The organism is Lentzea sp., from assembly GCF_036380075.1.
GTDB lineage: Bacteria > Actinomycetota > Actinomycetes > Mycobacteriales > Pseudonocardiaceae > Lentzea.
In genome coordinates, this window is sequence record NZ_DASVFL010000224.1 from 14,953 (window position 1) to 31,457 (window position 16,505).

Sequence of the window (16,505 nt, forward strand, 5' to 3'; positions counted from 1 at the left end):
GTCAACATCGACTAGCCCTGTCGACATCGACCACCTCGGTCAACGTCGACTGCCCCCGTCGACATGGACTGCGGCGATCAACGTGGACCGCGTTGGTCAATGTTGATCCGGCTCGTCGACGTTGATTCGAGGTGGACGACGTCGACCCGAGGTCGACACGGCGATCCGGCGTCGACTCAGACCTTGCCGAAGCCGCACTCGACGAGCGCGCCGTACATCGCGTCGGCGATGCCGGGCGTCGCCGCGAACGTGGCGTCCTCCCCCAGCTCCGGCGACGACCCCGGCAGCCGCACGACGGCGCCGGCCTCGGCGGCGATCAGACCGCCGGCGGCCCAGTCCCACCGCCCGAGCGCGTGTTCCGCGTACGCGTCGAGCCGTCCCGCCGCCACCGAGCACAGGTCGAGCGACGCCGCGCCGGCGCGGCGCAGGTCGCGCACCCGCGTGGACATGCCGGCCCAGGTGTCGGCCTGGCGCTGACGGCGTTCCGGGCGGTAGGCGAAGCCGTAGCCCAGCAGTGAGAGCGACAGGTCGGTCGTCGCGGAGACGTGCAGCGGCTGACCGTCGAGGAACGCGCCGTGCCCGCGGGCGGCGGTCCAGACGCGGCCCGTCGCCGGCTCCACCACGGCGCCCACGACGGACTCGCCGTCGAGCTGCGCCGCGATCGACACGGAGTACCAGGGGATTCCGTAGAGGTAGTTGACGGTGCCGTCGATGGGGTCCACCACCCAGGTCAGGCCCTCGACGACCGAGCCTCCCTCCTCCTCGCCGAGCACCGGTTCGCCGGGGCGCAACTCGGACAGACGCGTCCGGACGAGTTGTTCCGAGGCGCGGTCGGCCTCGGTGACCACGTCGGTGGAAGTGCTCTTGGTGTCGAACGAGACGACGGCGGAAGCGCGCATGCGCTGAACAAGCGCTCCCGCTTCCAGTCCGACGGCAGTGGCGATGTCGACGAGCGGCCGGGGATCGAACACGACCGGTTCCCTCCTGCGTCACTAGCACGGGACTATCGGACGACGTCAGGCTAATGTCTGCGCACCACGGTTACTGAATCGAAGCCAGCAGGATCGAGTAGGAAGGACCACGGGGAATGGGCATCACCCGCGGGTTCGGTGTGGACATCGGCGGCTCCGGCGTGAAGGGCGGCCTGGTCGACCTCGAGGCAGGAGCACTGGACGGCGAGCGCATGCGGATCCCCACGCCTCAGCCCTCGACGCCGGAGGCGGTCGCGGAGGTCGTCGCCGAGATCGTCGAGAAGTTCCAGTGGGAGGGCCCTGTCGGCATCACGCTGCCGTGCGTAGTCAAGCACGGTGTCGCCCTCAGCGCCGCGAACGTCGACAAGGGCTGGATCAACTGCGACGCGCAGCACCTCTTCGCGGAGCGCCTCAAGCGCAAGCCGGAGGACGTCGTCGTGATGAACGACGCCGACGCGGCCGGCATCGCGGAGATGTCGTTCGGCGCGGGCATCGGCAAGGCCGGGTCCGTGGTGCTGCTGACGTTCGGCACGGGCATCGGCAGCGCGGTGTTCCTGGACGGCAAGCTCGTCCCGAACACCGAGTTCGGCCACCTCCAGGTCGACGGCCACGACGCCGAGAAGCGCGCGGCGGCGTCGGTGAAGGAGGAGAAGGACCTGTCCTGGGAGGAGTGGACCCCTCGCGTCTCGCGGTACATCAACGTGCTCGAGGACCTCATCTGGCCGGACCTGATCATCGCCGGTGGCGGCGTGAGCAAGAAGGCGCACAAGTGGTTGCCGTTGCTCAACGTCCGCACGGAGGTCGTGGCCGCGGCGCTGAAGAACGACGCGGGCATCGTCGGTGCCGCCTGGGCCGCCGCGCACGGCGTCCGGCCCTGAAGATGGTCACCGCGACCATTCGACACCGAAACGTGTCCGACCCGCCTTACTCGATCTAGCTGCGAGAACGCAGGTGGGAGCGCCTCGAAGCACCTCGGGGCGCAACACCGCGTCACCGACGTCGTTACAATGGAACGCACACCCGCCAAGCAAGATCGGCGGGGAGATCCCCTGAACTCTGGCGACCGAGGTTTCGCGCCCTCCGGTCCGCCTTGAACGACCGTCGCGAAAGGGCGTACGTGGCAGCCGCAGAAACCGCAACCCGACGCTCCAGCTCCGCCGCGAGCGCCGCCAAGACGACCAAGGCGACCGCGGCCGGCGAGGCCGAGGAGAAGCCGAAGCGCAAGACGACCGCTGCGGCAGCGAAGAAGCCCGCAGCCAAGGCCCCGCGCAAGCCGGCCGGCAAGGCCGACCCCGCCGCGAAGGGCGCGACCAAGAAGGCCGACGGCGACGAGCCGGAGGACATGGAAGGCGCTCCCGGCGCCGAGGACCTGGTCGAAGACGTCGAGATCGTCGACGAGCCGGTCGTGGACGAGCCGGAGGAGGCGGAGGACCCCAAGAACGAGGGCGACTTCGTCTGGGACGAGGAGGAGTCCGAGGCCCTGCGCCAGGCGCGCAAGGACGCGGAGCTCACCGCCTCGGCCGACTCCGTCCGCGCCTACCTCAAGCAGATCGGCAAGGTCGCCCTCCTCAACGCCGAGGAGGAGGTCGAGCTCGCCAAGCGCATCGAGGCCGGTCTGTACGCGGCCGAGCGCGTGCGCCGCTCCGAGGAGGAGCAGGAGAAGCTCACCCCGCAGCTGCGCCGCGACCTGCGCTGGATCGTCCGCGACGGCGAGCGCGCCAAGAACCACCTGCTCGAGGCCAACCTGCGCCTCGTCGTGTCGCTGGCCAAGCGCTACACCGGCCGCGGCATGGCGTTCCTGGACCTGATCCAGGAGGGCAACCTGGGTCTGATCCGCGCGGTCGAGAAGTTCGACTACACCAAGGGCTACAAGTTCTCCACGTACGCCACCTGGTGGATCCGTCAGGCGATCACCCGCGCGATGGCCGACCAGGCCCGCACCATCCGCATCCCGGTGCACATGGTCGAGGTCATCAACAAGCTGGGCCGCATCCAGCGCGAGCTGCTCCAGGACCTGGGCCGCGAGCCCACCCCGGAAGAGCTCGCCAAGGAAATGGACATCACGCCCGAGAAGGTGCTGGAGATCCAGCAGTACGCGCGTGAGCCCATCTCGCTGGACCAGACGATCGGCGACGAGGGCGACAGCCAGCTCGGCGACTTCATCGAGGACTCCGAAGCCGTCGTCGCGGTCGACGCCGTGTCGTTCACGCTGCTGCAGGACCAGCTCCAGTCGGTGCTCGCGACGCTGTCCGAGCGCGAGGCGGGCGTCGTCCGGCTGCGGTTCGGTCTCACCGACGGCCAGCCGCGCACGCTGGACGAGATCGGCCAGGTCTACGGCGTCACGCGTGAGCGCATCCGCCAGATCGAGTCGAAGACCATGTCGAAGCTCCGCCACCCGTCGCGCTCGCAGGTTCTGCGCGACTACCTCGACTAGGTCATACCGGGACATACGCACGAAGCCCCGCACCGGTTCGGTGCGGGGCTTCGTCGTTTCGCGGAGGCGGGGAGAGCGCCGAAGATCTCGACCGTCCGGGCTCACTCACCGTGGCCGCGACACCACGGAAGTGGGCACCGAAGTGGGTGCGAACGGTCGCGGGGTGTCCACATGATCACGGTGTCGCGTCCGAATCGTGGGACGTTCGTGACCTGTTCGCTGCGGGCGGACAAGGGCAACCGATATCACACTCCCGGTCGCACGCAACCGACCGAACGGCCCGACCACACTGCTCCACCAGCGGGTTTTCCGTCGCTGAGCGTGCGTGTCAAGACGGTGAACCGGTGGCGAACGCAGGTGTGAGCCTGCTGCAGCCGGGTAAATCGCATAGTGACGCGAGTCGCCACGCACACGGGAACACTGACTAACGCCAAAACGTCTGTCAGAGTGGAGCCAGCGAGCACCTCGCACCAATCCAGGGGCGCTGTGGTCGCAGCTTGGTAAGAGGGCACCGGGACACTTCGTTCCGTTGCTGGGACGGAGGGAGATTCATCATGACTGCAGCACTCACCCGCCCCGAGTTGACCGCTGCCGACCGCTGCGACCGCTGCGGGGCTGCTGCCCAGGTTCGCGCTTTGCTCCCGTCCGGGGGCGAGTTGCTGTTCTGCGGGCACCACGCCCGGGCGCACAGTGAGAAATTGCGCGAACTCGCTGCTGAGATTCAGCAGGGCTGACTTCCACCCCACCTAGCCGCTCGGGGCGGGGATCCGCGAGGATCTCCGCCCCCTTCGCTTTCCAGGGGTCGTTACAGGGCGTCCAGGACCGGCTCGAAGGCCAGTTCCGCGGCGCCGACCAGTTTCGCGTCCCTGCCCAGCGGCGAGATCACGACCTGGGTGCCGCCCACCGCGCGGGACACGAGGCTGCGCTGTTGCACGGCGGTGCTCACCGACTCCACCACGGACGCGGGCAGCGCCGTGTAGAGGTCGCCGAGCACGACCAGCTGGGGTCCGAGGACGTTGACGATGTTCGACAGGCCCAGCGCGAGCCAGCCGGCGAACTCGTCCAGCACCGACGGGTCGTCCAGCGCCCGTAACGCCGCCACGACGGCACCGCGCGGGGCGTCGTCCGGCAGGCCGAGCGCCCGGCACAGCGCCGGTTCGCCGACCTCGGTCTCCCAGCAGCCGTCGCAGCCGCAGTAGCAGCGCAGGCCGCGCGGGTTGACGACCATGTGCCCCAGCTCGCCGACGTAGCCGCCGGAGCCCCGCAGCGGCTGTCCCGCCAGGATGACGCCGCCGCCGACGCCGACGTCCGCGGAGATGTAGACCACGTCCGAGGACTCCTGCGCGGCGCCGCGCACGTGCTCGGCCAGTGCGCCGAGCTCCGCGTCGTTGCCGACCTGGACCGGCAGCTTGAGCACCGCTTCCAGGCGTTTGCCGAGCGCCACGCCCGTCCAGTGCAGGTTCGGCGCCTCGTGCACGTGCCCGTCGAGACGTCGCACGACGCCCGGCACGGACACCCCCACCCCGACCGCGGTGACGTCGAGGTCGTCGGCCATGAGCCGCGCCGACTCGACGACGTGCGTGATGACCTCCCCCGGATCACGCGTCCGGTGCAGGTTCCAGCTGTCCCGCCCGAGGATCTCCCCTCCGAGGCCGACGAACCCCATCGCCACGTGCTCCACGCGCACGTCGATCGCGATGACGACGGCGGCGTGCGGCTGGGGCAGGACGAGCAGGGAGGGGCGGCCCGCTCCGCTGCGCAGAGCGGGCACGCGTTCGGCGACCACGCCGGCTTCGGCTAGGCCGTCCACCAGGGCCTTGATGGTGCTGCGGTTGAGCCCGAGCTCTGCCGCGAGCGACGCCCTGGTGGACGGACCGTCGACGTGCAGGCGGCGCAGCAGCGCCGTCCTGTTGTGCCTGCGGATCTCGTCGGGACGGGTGCCGGAGGTCGGTCCGGTCACCTCGTCAGCGAGCCGCGGTCGCTGCCCGGCGGCGGGACAGGGCGTCGACGCTCGCGGCGAGCAGCAGGACCAGGCCGGTCACGATGAACACGACGGCGGCGGGCTGCCGGAGCAGGCCCATGCCGTTCTGGATGATCGCGAGCACCGCGCCACCGATCACCGCGTCGCGCAGGCGGCCCTTGCCACCGAACAGCGACGTGCCACCGATGACGGCCGCACCGACCGACAGCAGCAGCGTGTTGCCGCCACCGGCGTTCGGGTCGACCGAGCCGACCTTCGACGAGTACACGATGGCGCCGATCGCGGCCGCCGAGGAGGCGATCACGAAGACGCTCATGCGGATGCGCTCGACGTTGATACCGGCGCGGCGCGCGGCTTCCTTGTTGCCGCCGACGGCGTAGACGTGGCGGCCGTAGCTGGTGCGGTCGAGCACGAACGTGCCGATCACCAGCAGCACGAGCACCAGCGGCACCACGTACGGCACGCCCTCGATGACGACGAGGTTGCTCGGCGCCCGGTTCAGCGACAGCGCGTAGGTGATGACGGCGGCCAGCACCGCGAGGGCGCCGATCTTGGCCAGCACCAGCGAGGTCGGCTGGGCCACGAGGCCCTTGCGCAGGCGGGAGAAGTGCCGGGTGAGCACGACCGCCGCGTAGCCGCCGACGGCCACGACGAACAGGACCCACGAGCCCACGAAGTTCAGGTTGCCGTTGGCGACGTTGAAGATCGTGTCGTCACGCAGGCCGAGCGTGCCGCCGTCGCCGATGAACTGCAGCACGACGCCGCCCCAGACGAGGAACAGCGCCAGGGTCACGACGAACGACGGGATGCCGACCCTGGCCACGAGGAACCCGGTGATGCAGCCGATCGCACAGCCGACGGAGACCGCCAGCAGCATCTCCAGCCAGGCGTTCGCCGGGATGCCGACCGCGGCGATCACCAGCGCGACCGCCGAGAGCGCCGCACCCGCCCAGATCTTCATGATCACGGCGAGCACGATCGCCAGCACCAGCAGGCCGCAGAACACGTAGAACACCGTGTCGCCCATGCCGCCGAGCAGGTTGCCGTTGTTGATCAGGTGCAGTGCCATCACCGCTGCGGTCACACCGGACGCGGTACCGGCGGACAGGTCGATCTCGCCGAGCAGCAGCACGAACACCAGGCCCATCGCGATGATGGTGATGCTGGCGCCCTGCTGGAGCAGGTTGGCGAGGTTGCCGAGGGTGAAGAACGTGTCGGACAGCGCGCTGAACACGATGAGCAGCACGATGAGCCCGAGCAGCGCGGGCAGCGAGCCGAGCTCGCCGCCGCGGACCCTGGCCCAGTAGTCGCGGACGGCCTCGCCCGTGGACTGCGACGTCGTGTCGATGCCGAAGTCGGAGATGGCGCCCTGCTGCGGGGTGTCCTGCGCGGGCGTCTCGGTGGTGTTGGTCATGCTCGCCTCTTCGGAACTCATCAGATCGTCGCCGCCTCGGGGCGGGCGATGCCCAGGTCACCGGAACGACCGGCGGTGATCAGCTCGACCACCTGGCCGTGCGTGACGTCCTTGGACCCCACGACGGCGGCCATGCGTCCGAGGTAGAGGCACGCGATCTTGTCGGCGACCTCGAAGACGTCGTTCATGTTGTGGCTGATCAGGACGACGCCCAGGCCCTGCTCCGCGAGCCGGCGGACCAGGTCGAGCACCTGCCGCGTCTGCGCGACGCCGAGGGCGGCGGTGGGCTCGTCGAGCAGCACGACCTTGCTGTTCCACAGCACGGCCTTGGCGATCGCCACGGTCTGGCGCTGACCGCCGGACAGCGACGACACCTGGGTGCGCACCGACTTGACCGTGCGCACGGACAGCGAGGCGAGCGTCTTGCGCGCCGCCTGCTCCATGTCGGTCTCGTCGAGCAGCCCGCTCTTGGTGCGTTCGCGGCCGAGGAACATGTTCTGGACGATGTCCAGGTTGTCGGCCAGCGCGAGGTCCTGGTAGACGACCTCGATCCCGAGATCCGCGGCGTCGCGCGGGCCCTTGATGTGCACCGGCTCGCCGTTGAAAAGAACCTCACCCGAGTCGGTGGGGTGGATGCCCGCGATGCACTTGACCAGCGTCGACTTGCCCGCGCCGTTGTCGCCGACGAGGGCGGTGACCTCGCCGGGGTTCACGACGAGGTCGATGTCGTGCAGGACGTGCACGGGACCGAAGCTCTTGTTGATGCCGCGCAGCTCGAGAATCGGCTCGCTCACTGGTTTTCCTCCGTGGTTACCACGCGTCTAGGGCGGGGCGCGGAGGTTCCGCACCCCGCCCTGACGCGAGTGGTCCTACTTGATGCCGAGCTCGGTGCAGGCGGCCTGGGTGTCGGCCACGCAGATCTCCGACGCCTTGACGAAGCCGGCGTCGACCACGGACTTGACCTTGTCCTTGGTGATCAGCTGGGCGGTGAGCAGCACGGACTTGACGTCGCGGTTGCCCTTCGTGTCCTTCGTCGTGCCCGACGCGAGGGCGTCGGCGGCGGCGGTGTCGCCCTTGGCGAGAGCGGCGGCCAGCTTCGCGGCGGCCTCGGCCTCGTCCTTGATCGGCTTGAAGACGGTCATGTACTGCTCACCGCGGAGCACGGCCTGCAGGCCGTCCGGGGTGGCGTCCTGACCGGTGACCGGAACCTTGCCGTTCAGGCCGACCTTCTTCAGGATCGTGATCACAGCGCCGGCGAGGCCGTCGTTCGCGGCGACGACGCCGTCCACCTTGCCGCCGTTGGAGGTCAGGATCTGCTCGAAGACCTGGCCGCCCTTCTGGTTGTCCCAGGCGTCGATCGGCTGGGACTGGACCAGCTTGAGCTTGCCCGAGTCGTAGAGCGGCTTGAGGACCTTCTGCTGACCCTCGTGGAACAGGGTCGCGTTGTTGTCCGTGGGCGAGCCCTCGATCTCGATGACGTTCGCGCCCTGCGGCGAGGCCTTCATCGCGTCCGCGAGGCCCTGGCCCTGCAGCTCGCCGACCTTCACGTTGTCGAACGACACGTAGTAGGACGAGGTGCCGCCGAGGTTCAGGCGGTCGTAGTCGATGACCTGGATCCCCTGGGCCTGCGCCTTCTTGGCGACAGACGCACCGACCTCGCTGTTGGGCGTGGCGATGATCAGGACCTTGACGCCGGCGTTGATCATGCCGTCGGCCAGGGTGCTGAACTTCTGCACGTCGCCCTGCGCGTTCTGGATGTCGGGGTCGAGCCCCTCCTTCTTCAGAGCCGCGTCGAGGAGCGGCTTGTCGAAGCCCTCCCAACGGGCGGAGGAGGCGGTCTCAGGAAGGATCACGCCGACCTTCGTGCCCCCGCCGCTGCCAGAGTTCGTGTTGGAGCTGCCTCCGGTGTTGGAGGACGTGTTGGCACCACATGCCGAAACCGCCAGGGCGAGGCCCGTGGCGACGGCGATGGAAGCGAGGCTCTTGCTGCGCATCCGCCATCCCTTTCACTGCGCTGTGTCACAGAGAATGTTGTGGCGCACAACGTATGCCGGACATATAGGTGACCGGAACCACACTGGATCGATTAAGTCGCAACGATGCGGTAACCCTGGCGAAATTTAGTCACCGAGAGTTATGAGAGCGTTACCGCCGCACTACTGCAACCAGCGGCGATATATTGGATATCGCGTGCGGCGTACATCCACCCGTCCTCTCCCGGACACCTCCAGGTTGGACGGACGACGGCCGGTGAGGAAGCCGCCGACCGGTTGGAGTTCGTGCCGGGAAAGGGCTCCGCGGGCCGCCGGAACGACCGCGGACGGAGCCCGTTCGACCTACCAGGACCGCAGCGTCGCGATCCGCTCCTCGAGCTGTTCGATGGTGGCCATCGCGGTGGGCGGGCCGCCGCAGTACTCGCGCAGCTGGGTGTGGATCTTGCCGTGCGGCTTCTTCGTGCGGTGGTGGTGCATCGCGACGAGGGTGTTGAGTTCCTTGCGCAGCGACGTGAGGCGTTCCTGCACGCCCACGGGCCGTGCCTCGCGCACGGCGACCTCAGGCTTGGGGCGCTTGGCGGCGATCGCCATCTGCTCCTCCTGCCGCTGCAGCAGCAGGGTCCGCACCTGGTCGGGCTCCAGCAGACCGGGCAGGCCGAGGTACTCCTGCTCCTCCTCCGAGCCCGCGTGGGTCGGCGCGCCGAACGACGACCCGTCGAAGATCACCTGGTCCAGCTCGGCCGTGGTGCCCAGGGCCGTGAAGGCGCGCTCGTCCTCGCCGGGCTCGTCCTTGGCCTGGTTGGCCGCGGCCATGAGCTCGTCGTCCCAGCCGTCCTTCTCGCGGTGCGGCTTGCCCAGGACGTGGTCGCGCTCGGCCTCCAGCTCCGACGCCAGCTGCAGCAGCACCGGCACCGACGGCAGGAACACGGTCGCGGTCTCGCCGGGCTTCCGGTTGCGCACGAAGCGGCCGACGGCCTGGGCGAAGAACAACGGCGTCGACGACGACGTGGCGTACACGCCGACCGCGAGCCGCGGCACGTCGACGCCCTCGGACACCATGCGGACGGCGATCATCCAACGCTCGGTCGTCGCGGCGAACTCGGCGATCTTGCCGGACGCCTTCGGGTCGTCGGAGAGCACGAGCGTGGGGATCTGGCCGGTCACGCGTTCGAGCACCTGCGCGTAGGCCTTCGCGACGGTCTGGTCGGTGGCGATCACGAGGCCGCCCGCGTCGGGGATGCCGTTCTGGCGCTTCTGCGTCAGCCGCTGGTCGGCGGCGCGCAGCACGGACGCCATCCAGTCGCCGGCCGGGTCCAGCGCCGTGCGCCACGCCCGCGCGGTCTGCTCCTGGGTCAGCGGCTCCCCCAGGCGGGCGGTGTACTCCTCGCCCGCGCTGGTCCGCCACGACGCCTCACCGGAGTACGCGAGGAACAGCACGGGCCGGACGACGCCGTCGCGCAGCGCGTCGGAGTAGCCGTAGGTGTGGTCGGCCTTCGACGTCTTGAAGCCGCCGTTGCTCTCCTCGTACTGCACGAACGGGATCGGCGAGTCGTCGGAGCGGAACGGCGTGCCGGTGAGGCACAGGCGGCGCACGGCGGGCGTGAACGCCTCGCGGATCGCGTCACCCCACGACTTCGCGTCACCGCCGTGGTGCACCTCGTCGAGCAGCACGAGCGTCTTGCGGTTCTCCGTGCGCACCCGGTGCAACGTCGGATGGGCGGCGACCTGCGCGTACGTCACGGCCACGCCGTGGTAGTCACGCGAGGTCATCGCGTTGGTGTTGCGGAAGTTCGAGTCGATGTGGATGCCCTGCTCGGCGGCGGCCTTGGCCCACTGGTGCTTGAGGTGCTCGGTGGGCGTGACGATCGTGACGGACTCGATCGTCCGGTCGGCCAGCAGCTCGGCGGCGACGCGCAGCCCGAACGTCGTCTTGCCGGCGCCGGGCGTGGCGACGGCGAGGAAGTCCTGGGGTTTCGCGGCGAGGTACTTGGTCAGCGCCCTGCGCTGCCATGCCCGCAGCGGTCGCATTGCTGCTGTCGCTGTCACAGACGTGTTTCTCCTCATTTGCGCAGATCAGGCATGGCTTTGACATGCAACAGCCCTCAGGCGGACCGCGGCCGAGGGCACCGCGAGCCTACCCGTTCCGAGCGTCGATGCCGCGAAACGTGGCCCCATGCACCATGCTTGACCCTGCGATGGGTTCGCCTACCGAGAACGACGCGCGCAGGTCCGGCCGCAAGGGGCCGCTGCGCCTACTCGCGCGCACTCTGTCGAAGGCGTGGGAAGGCAACATCTTCTCAGAAGCCGCCGAGGCGGCGTTCTGGCAGACGCTGTCGTTCCCGCCACTGCTGCTCGGCGTGCTCGGTTCGATGGGCTGGATCGGCACGTGGTTCGGCCCCGAGGTCGTCCTCGCCGTGCAGGAGAAGATCATCGGGTTCACCCGGACGATCTTCAGCGCCGACGTCGTCAACGGTGTGATCCAGCCGACGGTCGCGGAGATCCTCTCGACCGGCAAGGGCGAGATCGTCTCCATCGGCTTCATCATCTCGCTGTGGGCGGGCTCGTCGGCCATGTCGTCGTTCGTCGACGCGATCACCGTCGCCCACGGCCAGTACGGCGTGCGCAACGAGGTGTGGCAGCGCTTCTTCGCGCTGCTGCTCTACCTGGTCTCCCTGGTGGCGCTGGTGGTCGGCCTGCCGGTGCTCGCGCTGGGCCCGGACGTCCTGCCGCAGTTCTTCCCGGCGTCCTGGCAGCCCTACATCACCACGTGGGTCGGCCGCTTCTACTACCCCGGCGTCGCGCTGCTGCTCGTGCTGTCGCTGTCCGCGCTCTACAAGGTGGCGCTGCCGCGGCGGCTGCCGTACCACCGGGTGCTGCCGGGCGCGATCCTCGCGATGGCGGTGTTCATCCTGTCGTCCATCGGCCTGCGCCTGTACATCCAGTGGATCACCACCACGGGCTACACCTACGGCGCGCTGGCGACGCCGATCGCGTTCCTGCTGTTCGTGTTCTTCATCGGCCTGGCGATCACGATCGGCGCGTACTTCAACAGCGCCATCCAGGACATGTGGCCGGCTCGCATGACCCGCCGCCAGCGCCGCCGGTGGCGCCGGCTGGAGATGGAACGCGCGGCCTCCCGCATCCGGGAGGAGAGCGCGAAGCCCCGGCAGGCGCCGCAGCAGCAGGAGACCTACTCGGCGCCGTCGCCCGCCGACACGCAGCTCACGAGCCCGTTGGAGATCCAGAAGCCGCGGTCGTCCCCCGAGGGGGAAAAACAGCGGGGGTAGCCGGAGCCACCCCCGCTGGTCCTCGTCGGGCCGGACTCAGCTCGGGTTCACCGGCGTCGCCCAGCGCTGGTAGGCAGCGCGGTGGCAGTCGTAGATCACCAGCGCGGTGCCGTTCTCGGTGTTGCCGGCCATGTCGTCGACGCACCGGCCGGCGAGCGCGCTCACCAGCGTCCCGTCGTGCCGGGCCGTCCACTGCTGGCTCGTGCCGCCGTGGCAGCCGGCGTTCACGATGGACGTGAGGTTCACCGTGTCGCCGATGTCGAGGCACTTGCCGTAGATGCGGAAGGTGCCGTCACCCGGCGCCCACCACAGCTGCCCGGCGGGACCGAAGCAGTCCCACAGCCACAGCCGGCTGGCGTTCGGGTCGTTGCCGTAGACGTCGATGCACTTGGTGGCGATCCCGACGATCGCGCCGCGGGACACCCATTCCGCGGTCAACCGCCAGTTCTGGGTGCGTGCCCCGGTGCAGTCGGCGATCGACAGGGTCGCCGAGTCCGCGGACGAAGCCGCGGTGAGGCAGCGGCCCGAGACCGGGTTCACCAGCGAGCCGTCCGGCTGGGCGACCCACTGCTGGGCCTGGTGGCCGGTGCACTCCCAGAGGGCCACGGCGCTGCCGTCGGCGGTGTTGGCACCCGACACGTCGACGCACTTGCCGGTGACGCGCAGCGTCCCGTCACCCGGAGCGGCGAAGCTCTGCGCCGGGCTGCCGTTGCAGGGCCACAGCACGACCTTGTTCTGCGTGGGGTCGTTGCCCGGTACGTCCAGGCACTTGCCGGCCGCGCCGACGACCTTGCCCGCCCGCCCGTTCTGGGCGGGCACCTGCCACACCTGGTCGGACCGGGACTTGTCGCAGGCCCGCATGACGAGCTGGGACTCCTGGTTGCCGGTGACCGGTGTCGCGCAGCGCCCGGACGTCCGGCTGACCAGCCGTCCGTCGGTGCGCAGCACCCACTGCTGCGCGTCGGTGCCGTCGCAGCCCGCCAGCGTGACCGCGGCGCCGTCGGCGGCGTAGTTCGCGGCGGTCAGGCACCGGCCGCCGGCCATGAGCAGGCCCTCGTTCGACGTCCACGTCTGGGCGAACGCCCCGTGGCAGTCCCACATCCACACGACCGGCTGGAACGGGTCGTTGTACTTCATGTCGAGGCAGCGGCCGTTGACGCCCTTCAGCGTGCCGGAGAACACGGGGGTGTCCCGCTTGATCCGGACGTTGCGGAACCGGACGCTGTCACCGTCCCCGTCGTTCTGCAGGCCGATGAAGGTGTTGCGCGCCACTCCCGTCGAGTCGGCGGAGGTGTACTCGTTCACCTGCTGGCCGTTGAGGTACACGGTCGCGGTGTTCCAGCGGACCTTGATCTCGAAGGTGTTCCACTCCCCGGTCGCCTTGACCGGCGCCGTGGTGGTGGGCGCCTGGACCCCCGCGAACGCGCCGGTCTGCTGCGTGCCCGTGGCGTTCTTCTTGCCGATGTTCACCTCGTACCCGCTCGCGGACGGCGAGGCGTTGTTGGTCCCGGGGTTGGTCATCAGCACGAACACACCGGAGCCGGAGTTGTCCGTGGTCGCCTTCCAGTCGACCTTCAGCGTGTAGTCGTTGCCGTAGGTGTGGGCCGCGTACCAGGAGACGTCGGCACCGTCCCTGGTGACGAGCTCGCAGCCCTCGGCGCCGATCTTCGTGCCGGTGGTGAGCCAGCCCTCGAGGTCGGACTCCAGCCGGCCGTCGAAGGCGCTGTTGAAGCCAGGACCGTCCTGCGCGGGCACGCAGTTGCCAGCGGTACCGGCCGGCACCTTGGAGCCACCGACGAAGTAGCCGGTCACATCCGCCGACACCTGGGCCTGGCCGCGTTCGTTGCGGATGTCGACCTTGCCGCTCGCGCCCAGCGGAGCCACCACGAGACCGGCGAACGCCTCGGCCTTGCGGGTGCTGACGCTCGAGACGGGAGTCCAGCCCTCGCTCGGCGCGACGCTGAGGTCGGTGCCGAGGTTCGGGTCGAGGCCCGTGACGACGAGTGCCGCCGACGTCGCCGCGGAGCTCACGCCCGCGACCCCGCCGACCTGCACGGTGGCCTTCTGGCCATGCCCGACGGGGGCCTTCGGCAGGCCGTTGCCCGTCGCCGTGTCGGCGATGCGCGCGGCTTCCGGCAGCGCCACGTACTTGGCGCCGCCTGCACCGGGACCGAACCAGCCGACGACGTCGAGCGCCACGCCGGCGTAACCGGACGCGCCGTAGTTGGCGACGCGGATCTTGCCGTTCTCGTCGATCGGCACGATGCCGAGGCCGGAACGGCGCTCACCCTGGTTGACCGTCACCGTCGTCGTGCCGGGACTGGTCGCCCCGTACGCGAGCAGGTACGACTCGCCGGTCGCCTCGAACCCGGTGATGTTGACCAGCGCCGCGGTCGCGGTGCCCGGGACACCCGCGTTGCCGCGGATCTGCACCTCCTGCGACTGGCCGGACCCCAGCGGGCCGGTGCGCGGGCTGCCCGCGAAGCCTCGGGTGTCGAGCACGCGCTGCGGCTGGGGCTTGGCGAAGTAGTTGTCGGTGCTCTGCGACGGGCTGAAGTAGCCCATGTAGTCGACGACGACCCACGAGTTGCTGTTCTTGCTGCGGATGCGGATCGCGCGGTCGGGCCCGAGCGGCGCGAACAACGTCAGCGAGTTGAACGCGCTGCCCCGCCGCACCTGCAAACCGGTCGCTTTGGACGACGTGGTGGCGGGATCGGTCGGCGTCACGTCGACGACGTTCTCGTCGTCGGACCGCGCGCTGACCGTGATCGCGACCGCGGTGGTGTCACCGGGCACGTCGGGGAACGCCAGCGTGGTGACCTGCCCGGCCGTGTAGGCCTGGCTGTGGACGCGTTGCTGCTGGGGCAGGGCGGTGAAACCGGAGCCCGTGAAGGCCGGCACGGCGTTCGGCGCACCCAGGTTGAGCGTGCCGTTGCCCCAGGTGCTGTCGGACTTCTTCGGCGACGCCTTGGACTGCAGCACGGACTGGATCTGCGCGGCGTCCAGCGCCGGGTTGTCCGACTTGAGCAGCGCCGCCGCGCCGGCGACGTGCGCCGCGGCTGCCGAGGTGCCCGCGAACGCGCCGGGCCCCCAGCTGGAGGTGCTGACCCGGTCGAAACCCGTGATGTCCGGCTTCTGCCTGCCGTCGACCGTCGGACCGCGGCCGCTGTACGCCTCGACCTGGCCGCTGGCCGGTTCGGTCGCGCCCACGGTGATCACGTGCGGCGACGTACCAGGTTCGGTGATGCTGCCCGCCGCGGTCGCGTACTGCAGCTGGCCGTCGGCCGGGCCCGCGACGAACAGGTCGAACGGCGTGATGAACCGCGCGTTGTTGTTCTTCACGTAGACGTAGTAGGTGACCCCTGCCCCGGTCTTGTTGTCGAAGCTCACCTCCTCGGTCGGCGTGAGGCCGCCCGGGGAGTCCTTCTGGGACCGGTTGGCGACGGCGACGAGATCGGGATCGTTCACGCCGGTGGGTGGGTGTGCCCGCGACATGACGTAGAGGTCGAGGTCCTCGGTGGTCGTCGGCCAGGCGTCCCAGCGGATGCTGACCGTGCCCGTGCTGTTGCCCTGCAGGGTGAAGGCGTTGTTCTCCGCGCCGTCCTTGAACTCGACGAAGGAGTTGCCGTTCGTGTCCGCGGCCTTGCCGGCGAAGTGCAGCCGTGCCTGGTTGCCGGCGGCGACGCTCCACAGGATGCCCGCCTCACGGCTGCGCTTCACCACACCCGCCGGGCTGTCGTCCGCACCGGAGCCGTCGCCCCGGCCGCCGGTGGGGCTGAGGAAGCCGACAGCCGCCGTGATCACCTGCACGCCCTGCGAGCGGAGCCAGTCCGCCGCGCCGGCGAAGCTGACGGTGTCCTCGACGCAGGCCAGGTAGAGCGACGCGTCCGGAGCCATGTCGTGCACGATCTCGGCCACGTTCGTGCCGTGCTCCGTGTGCGTGCCCGAGTCGAGGCAACCGGTGCCGTTCACGGTGAGCTGAGGTCCAGTCGGCGGTAACTCGCCCGCTGCCTGCGCGACGTCGAGGCTGCCGAAACCGACATCGATGATGCCGACCTTGACGCCGGCACCCTTCTTGCCCGCGGCGATCCAGTTGTTCGCCTTGGACAGCCCGACTCCCTCGGACGTCACGGCCATGGGGACCGCGCGATCCGGTAACCGGACCTCGGCGACCCCCGGCTGGCTCGCGACCACGTCGAGCTTGTCGCCGGGCACCGCGGCCTTGACCCGTCCCGAAGCGGTCTGGGCGACCGCGCCGCCCGCCTTCTCCACAGCGGACCGCAGCAGCGCGGTGTTGCCGCCGTCGACGTAGACCAGCGTCCGGCCGGTCGTGTCCTTCGCGACCTTCTGGGTGGGTCTCGCGTCGTCCACCGAGTTCACGACATCGGGTCTGGTCCCGTTCGACGGAGCCGCCACCGCCACTT

At 69.7% G+C, this 16,505-nt stretch carries 11 protein-coding genes; 4 read left to right on the forward strand and 7 right to left on the reverse strand.

Annotation, left to right across the window (positions count from 1 at the left end; genetic code table 11):
• Nucleotides 1–176: 176 nt before the first annotated feature.
• The gene (locus VF330_RS24710) at nt 177–971 is read right to left on the reverse strand and encodes an inositol monophosphatase family protein (RefSeq protein WP_330854053.1); all 795 of its coding nucleotides are present in this window, start codon (nt 969–971) and stop codon (nt 177–179) included.
• Nucleotides 972–1,087: 116 nt separating this feature from the next.
• On the opposite strand from VF330_RS24710, the gene ppgK reads away from it, so the two are divergent.
• From ppgK to VF330_RS24725, 3 genes are all read left to right on the forward strand, one after another.
• The gene (ppgK, locus tag VF330_RS24715; RefSeq protein ID WP_330854054.1) at nt 1,088–1,849 is read left to right on the forward strand and encodes a polyphosphate--glucose phosphotransferase; all 762 of its coding nucleotides are present in this window, start codon (nt 1,088–1,090) and stop codon (nt 1,847–1,849) included.
• A gap of 212 nt (nt 1,850–2,061) precedes the next feature.
• The gene (locus VF330_RS24720; protein ID WP_330854055.1) at nt 2,062–3,405 is read left to right on the forward strand and encodes an RNA polymerase sigma factor; all 1,344 of its coding nucleotides are present in this window, start codon (nt 2,062–2,064) and stop codon (nt 3,403–3,405) included.
• Nucleotides 3,406–3,959: 554 nt separating this feature from the next.
• Entirely contained in the window at nt 3,960–4,139 is a 180-nt protein-coding gene (locus VF330_RS24725) for a DUF7455 domain-containing protein (protein WP_231642793.1), read from the forward strand.
• A gap of 71 nt (nt 4,140–4,210) precedes the next feature.
• On the opposite strand, the gene VF330_RS24730 is transcribed toward VF330_RS24725, so the two are convergent.
• From VF330_RS24730 to VF330_RS24750, 5 genes are all read right to left on the reverse strand, one after another.
• Nucleotides 4,211–5,365, reverse strand: coding sequence for an ROK family protein (locus tag VF330_RS24730; RefSeq protein ID WP_330854056.1), 1,155 nt, complete (start codon nt 5,363–5,365; stop codon nt 4,211–4,213).
• 4 nt (nt 5,366–5,369) lie between these two features.
• A complete protein-coding gene (locus tag VF330_RS24735; RefSeq protein WP_330854057.1) occupies nt 5,370–6,800 on the reverse strand; it encodes a sugar ABC transporter permease in 1,431 nt (476 codons plus the stop codon).
• Between the two features lie 20 nt (nt 6,801–6,820).
• Nucleotides 6,821–7,594 (reverse strand): ATP-binding cassette domain-containing protein, encoded by a 774-nt coding sequence (locus VF330_RS24740; RefSeq protein WP_330854058.1) that lies wholly within the window; start codon nt 7,592–7,594, stop codon nt 6,821–6,823.
• Nucleotides 7,595–7,669: 75 nt separating this feature from the next.
• Nucleotides 7,670–8,794 carry a sugar ABC transporter substrate-binding protein gene (locus tag VF330_RS24745; protein WP_330854059.1) on the reverse strand — a complete coding sequence of 375 codons (1,125 nt, stop codon included), beginning with the start codon at nt 8,792–8,794 and terminating at the stop codon, nt 7,670–7,672.
• A 342-nt stretch (nt 8,795–9,136) separates the two neighbouring features.
• Nucleotides 9,137–10,822, reverse strand: coding sequence for a DEAD/DEAH box helicase (locus VF330_RS24750; protein WP_330854075.1), 1,686 nt, complete (start codon nt 10,820–10,822; stop codon nt 9,137–9,139).
• Nucleotides 10,823–10,989: 167 nt separating this feature from the next.
• Here VF330_RS24750 and VF330_RS24755 point away from each other — a divergent pair, with 167 nt between their 5' ends.
• A complete protein-coding gene (locus VF330_RS24755) occupies nt 10,990–12,081 on the forward strand; it encodes a YihY/virulence factor BrkB family protein (RefSeq protein WP_330854060.1) in 1,092 nt (363 codons plus the stop codon).
• A 36-nt stretch (nt 12,082–12,117) separates the two neighbouring features.
• Here the strand turns inward: VF330_RS24755 and VF330_RS24760 are convergent, their stop codons facing one another.
• Nucleotides 12,118–16,452, reverse strand: coding sequence for a ricin-type beta-trefoil lectin domain protein (locus VF330_RS24760; RefSeq protein WP_330854061.1), 4,335 nt, complete (start codon nt 16,450–16,452; stop codon nt 12,118–12,120).
• Nucleotides 16,453–16,505: the final 53 nt, after the last annotated feature.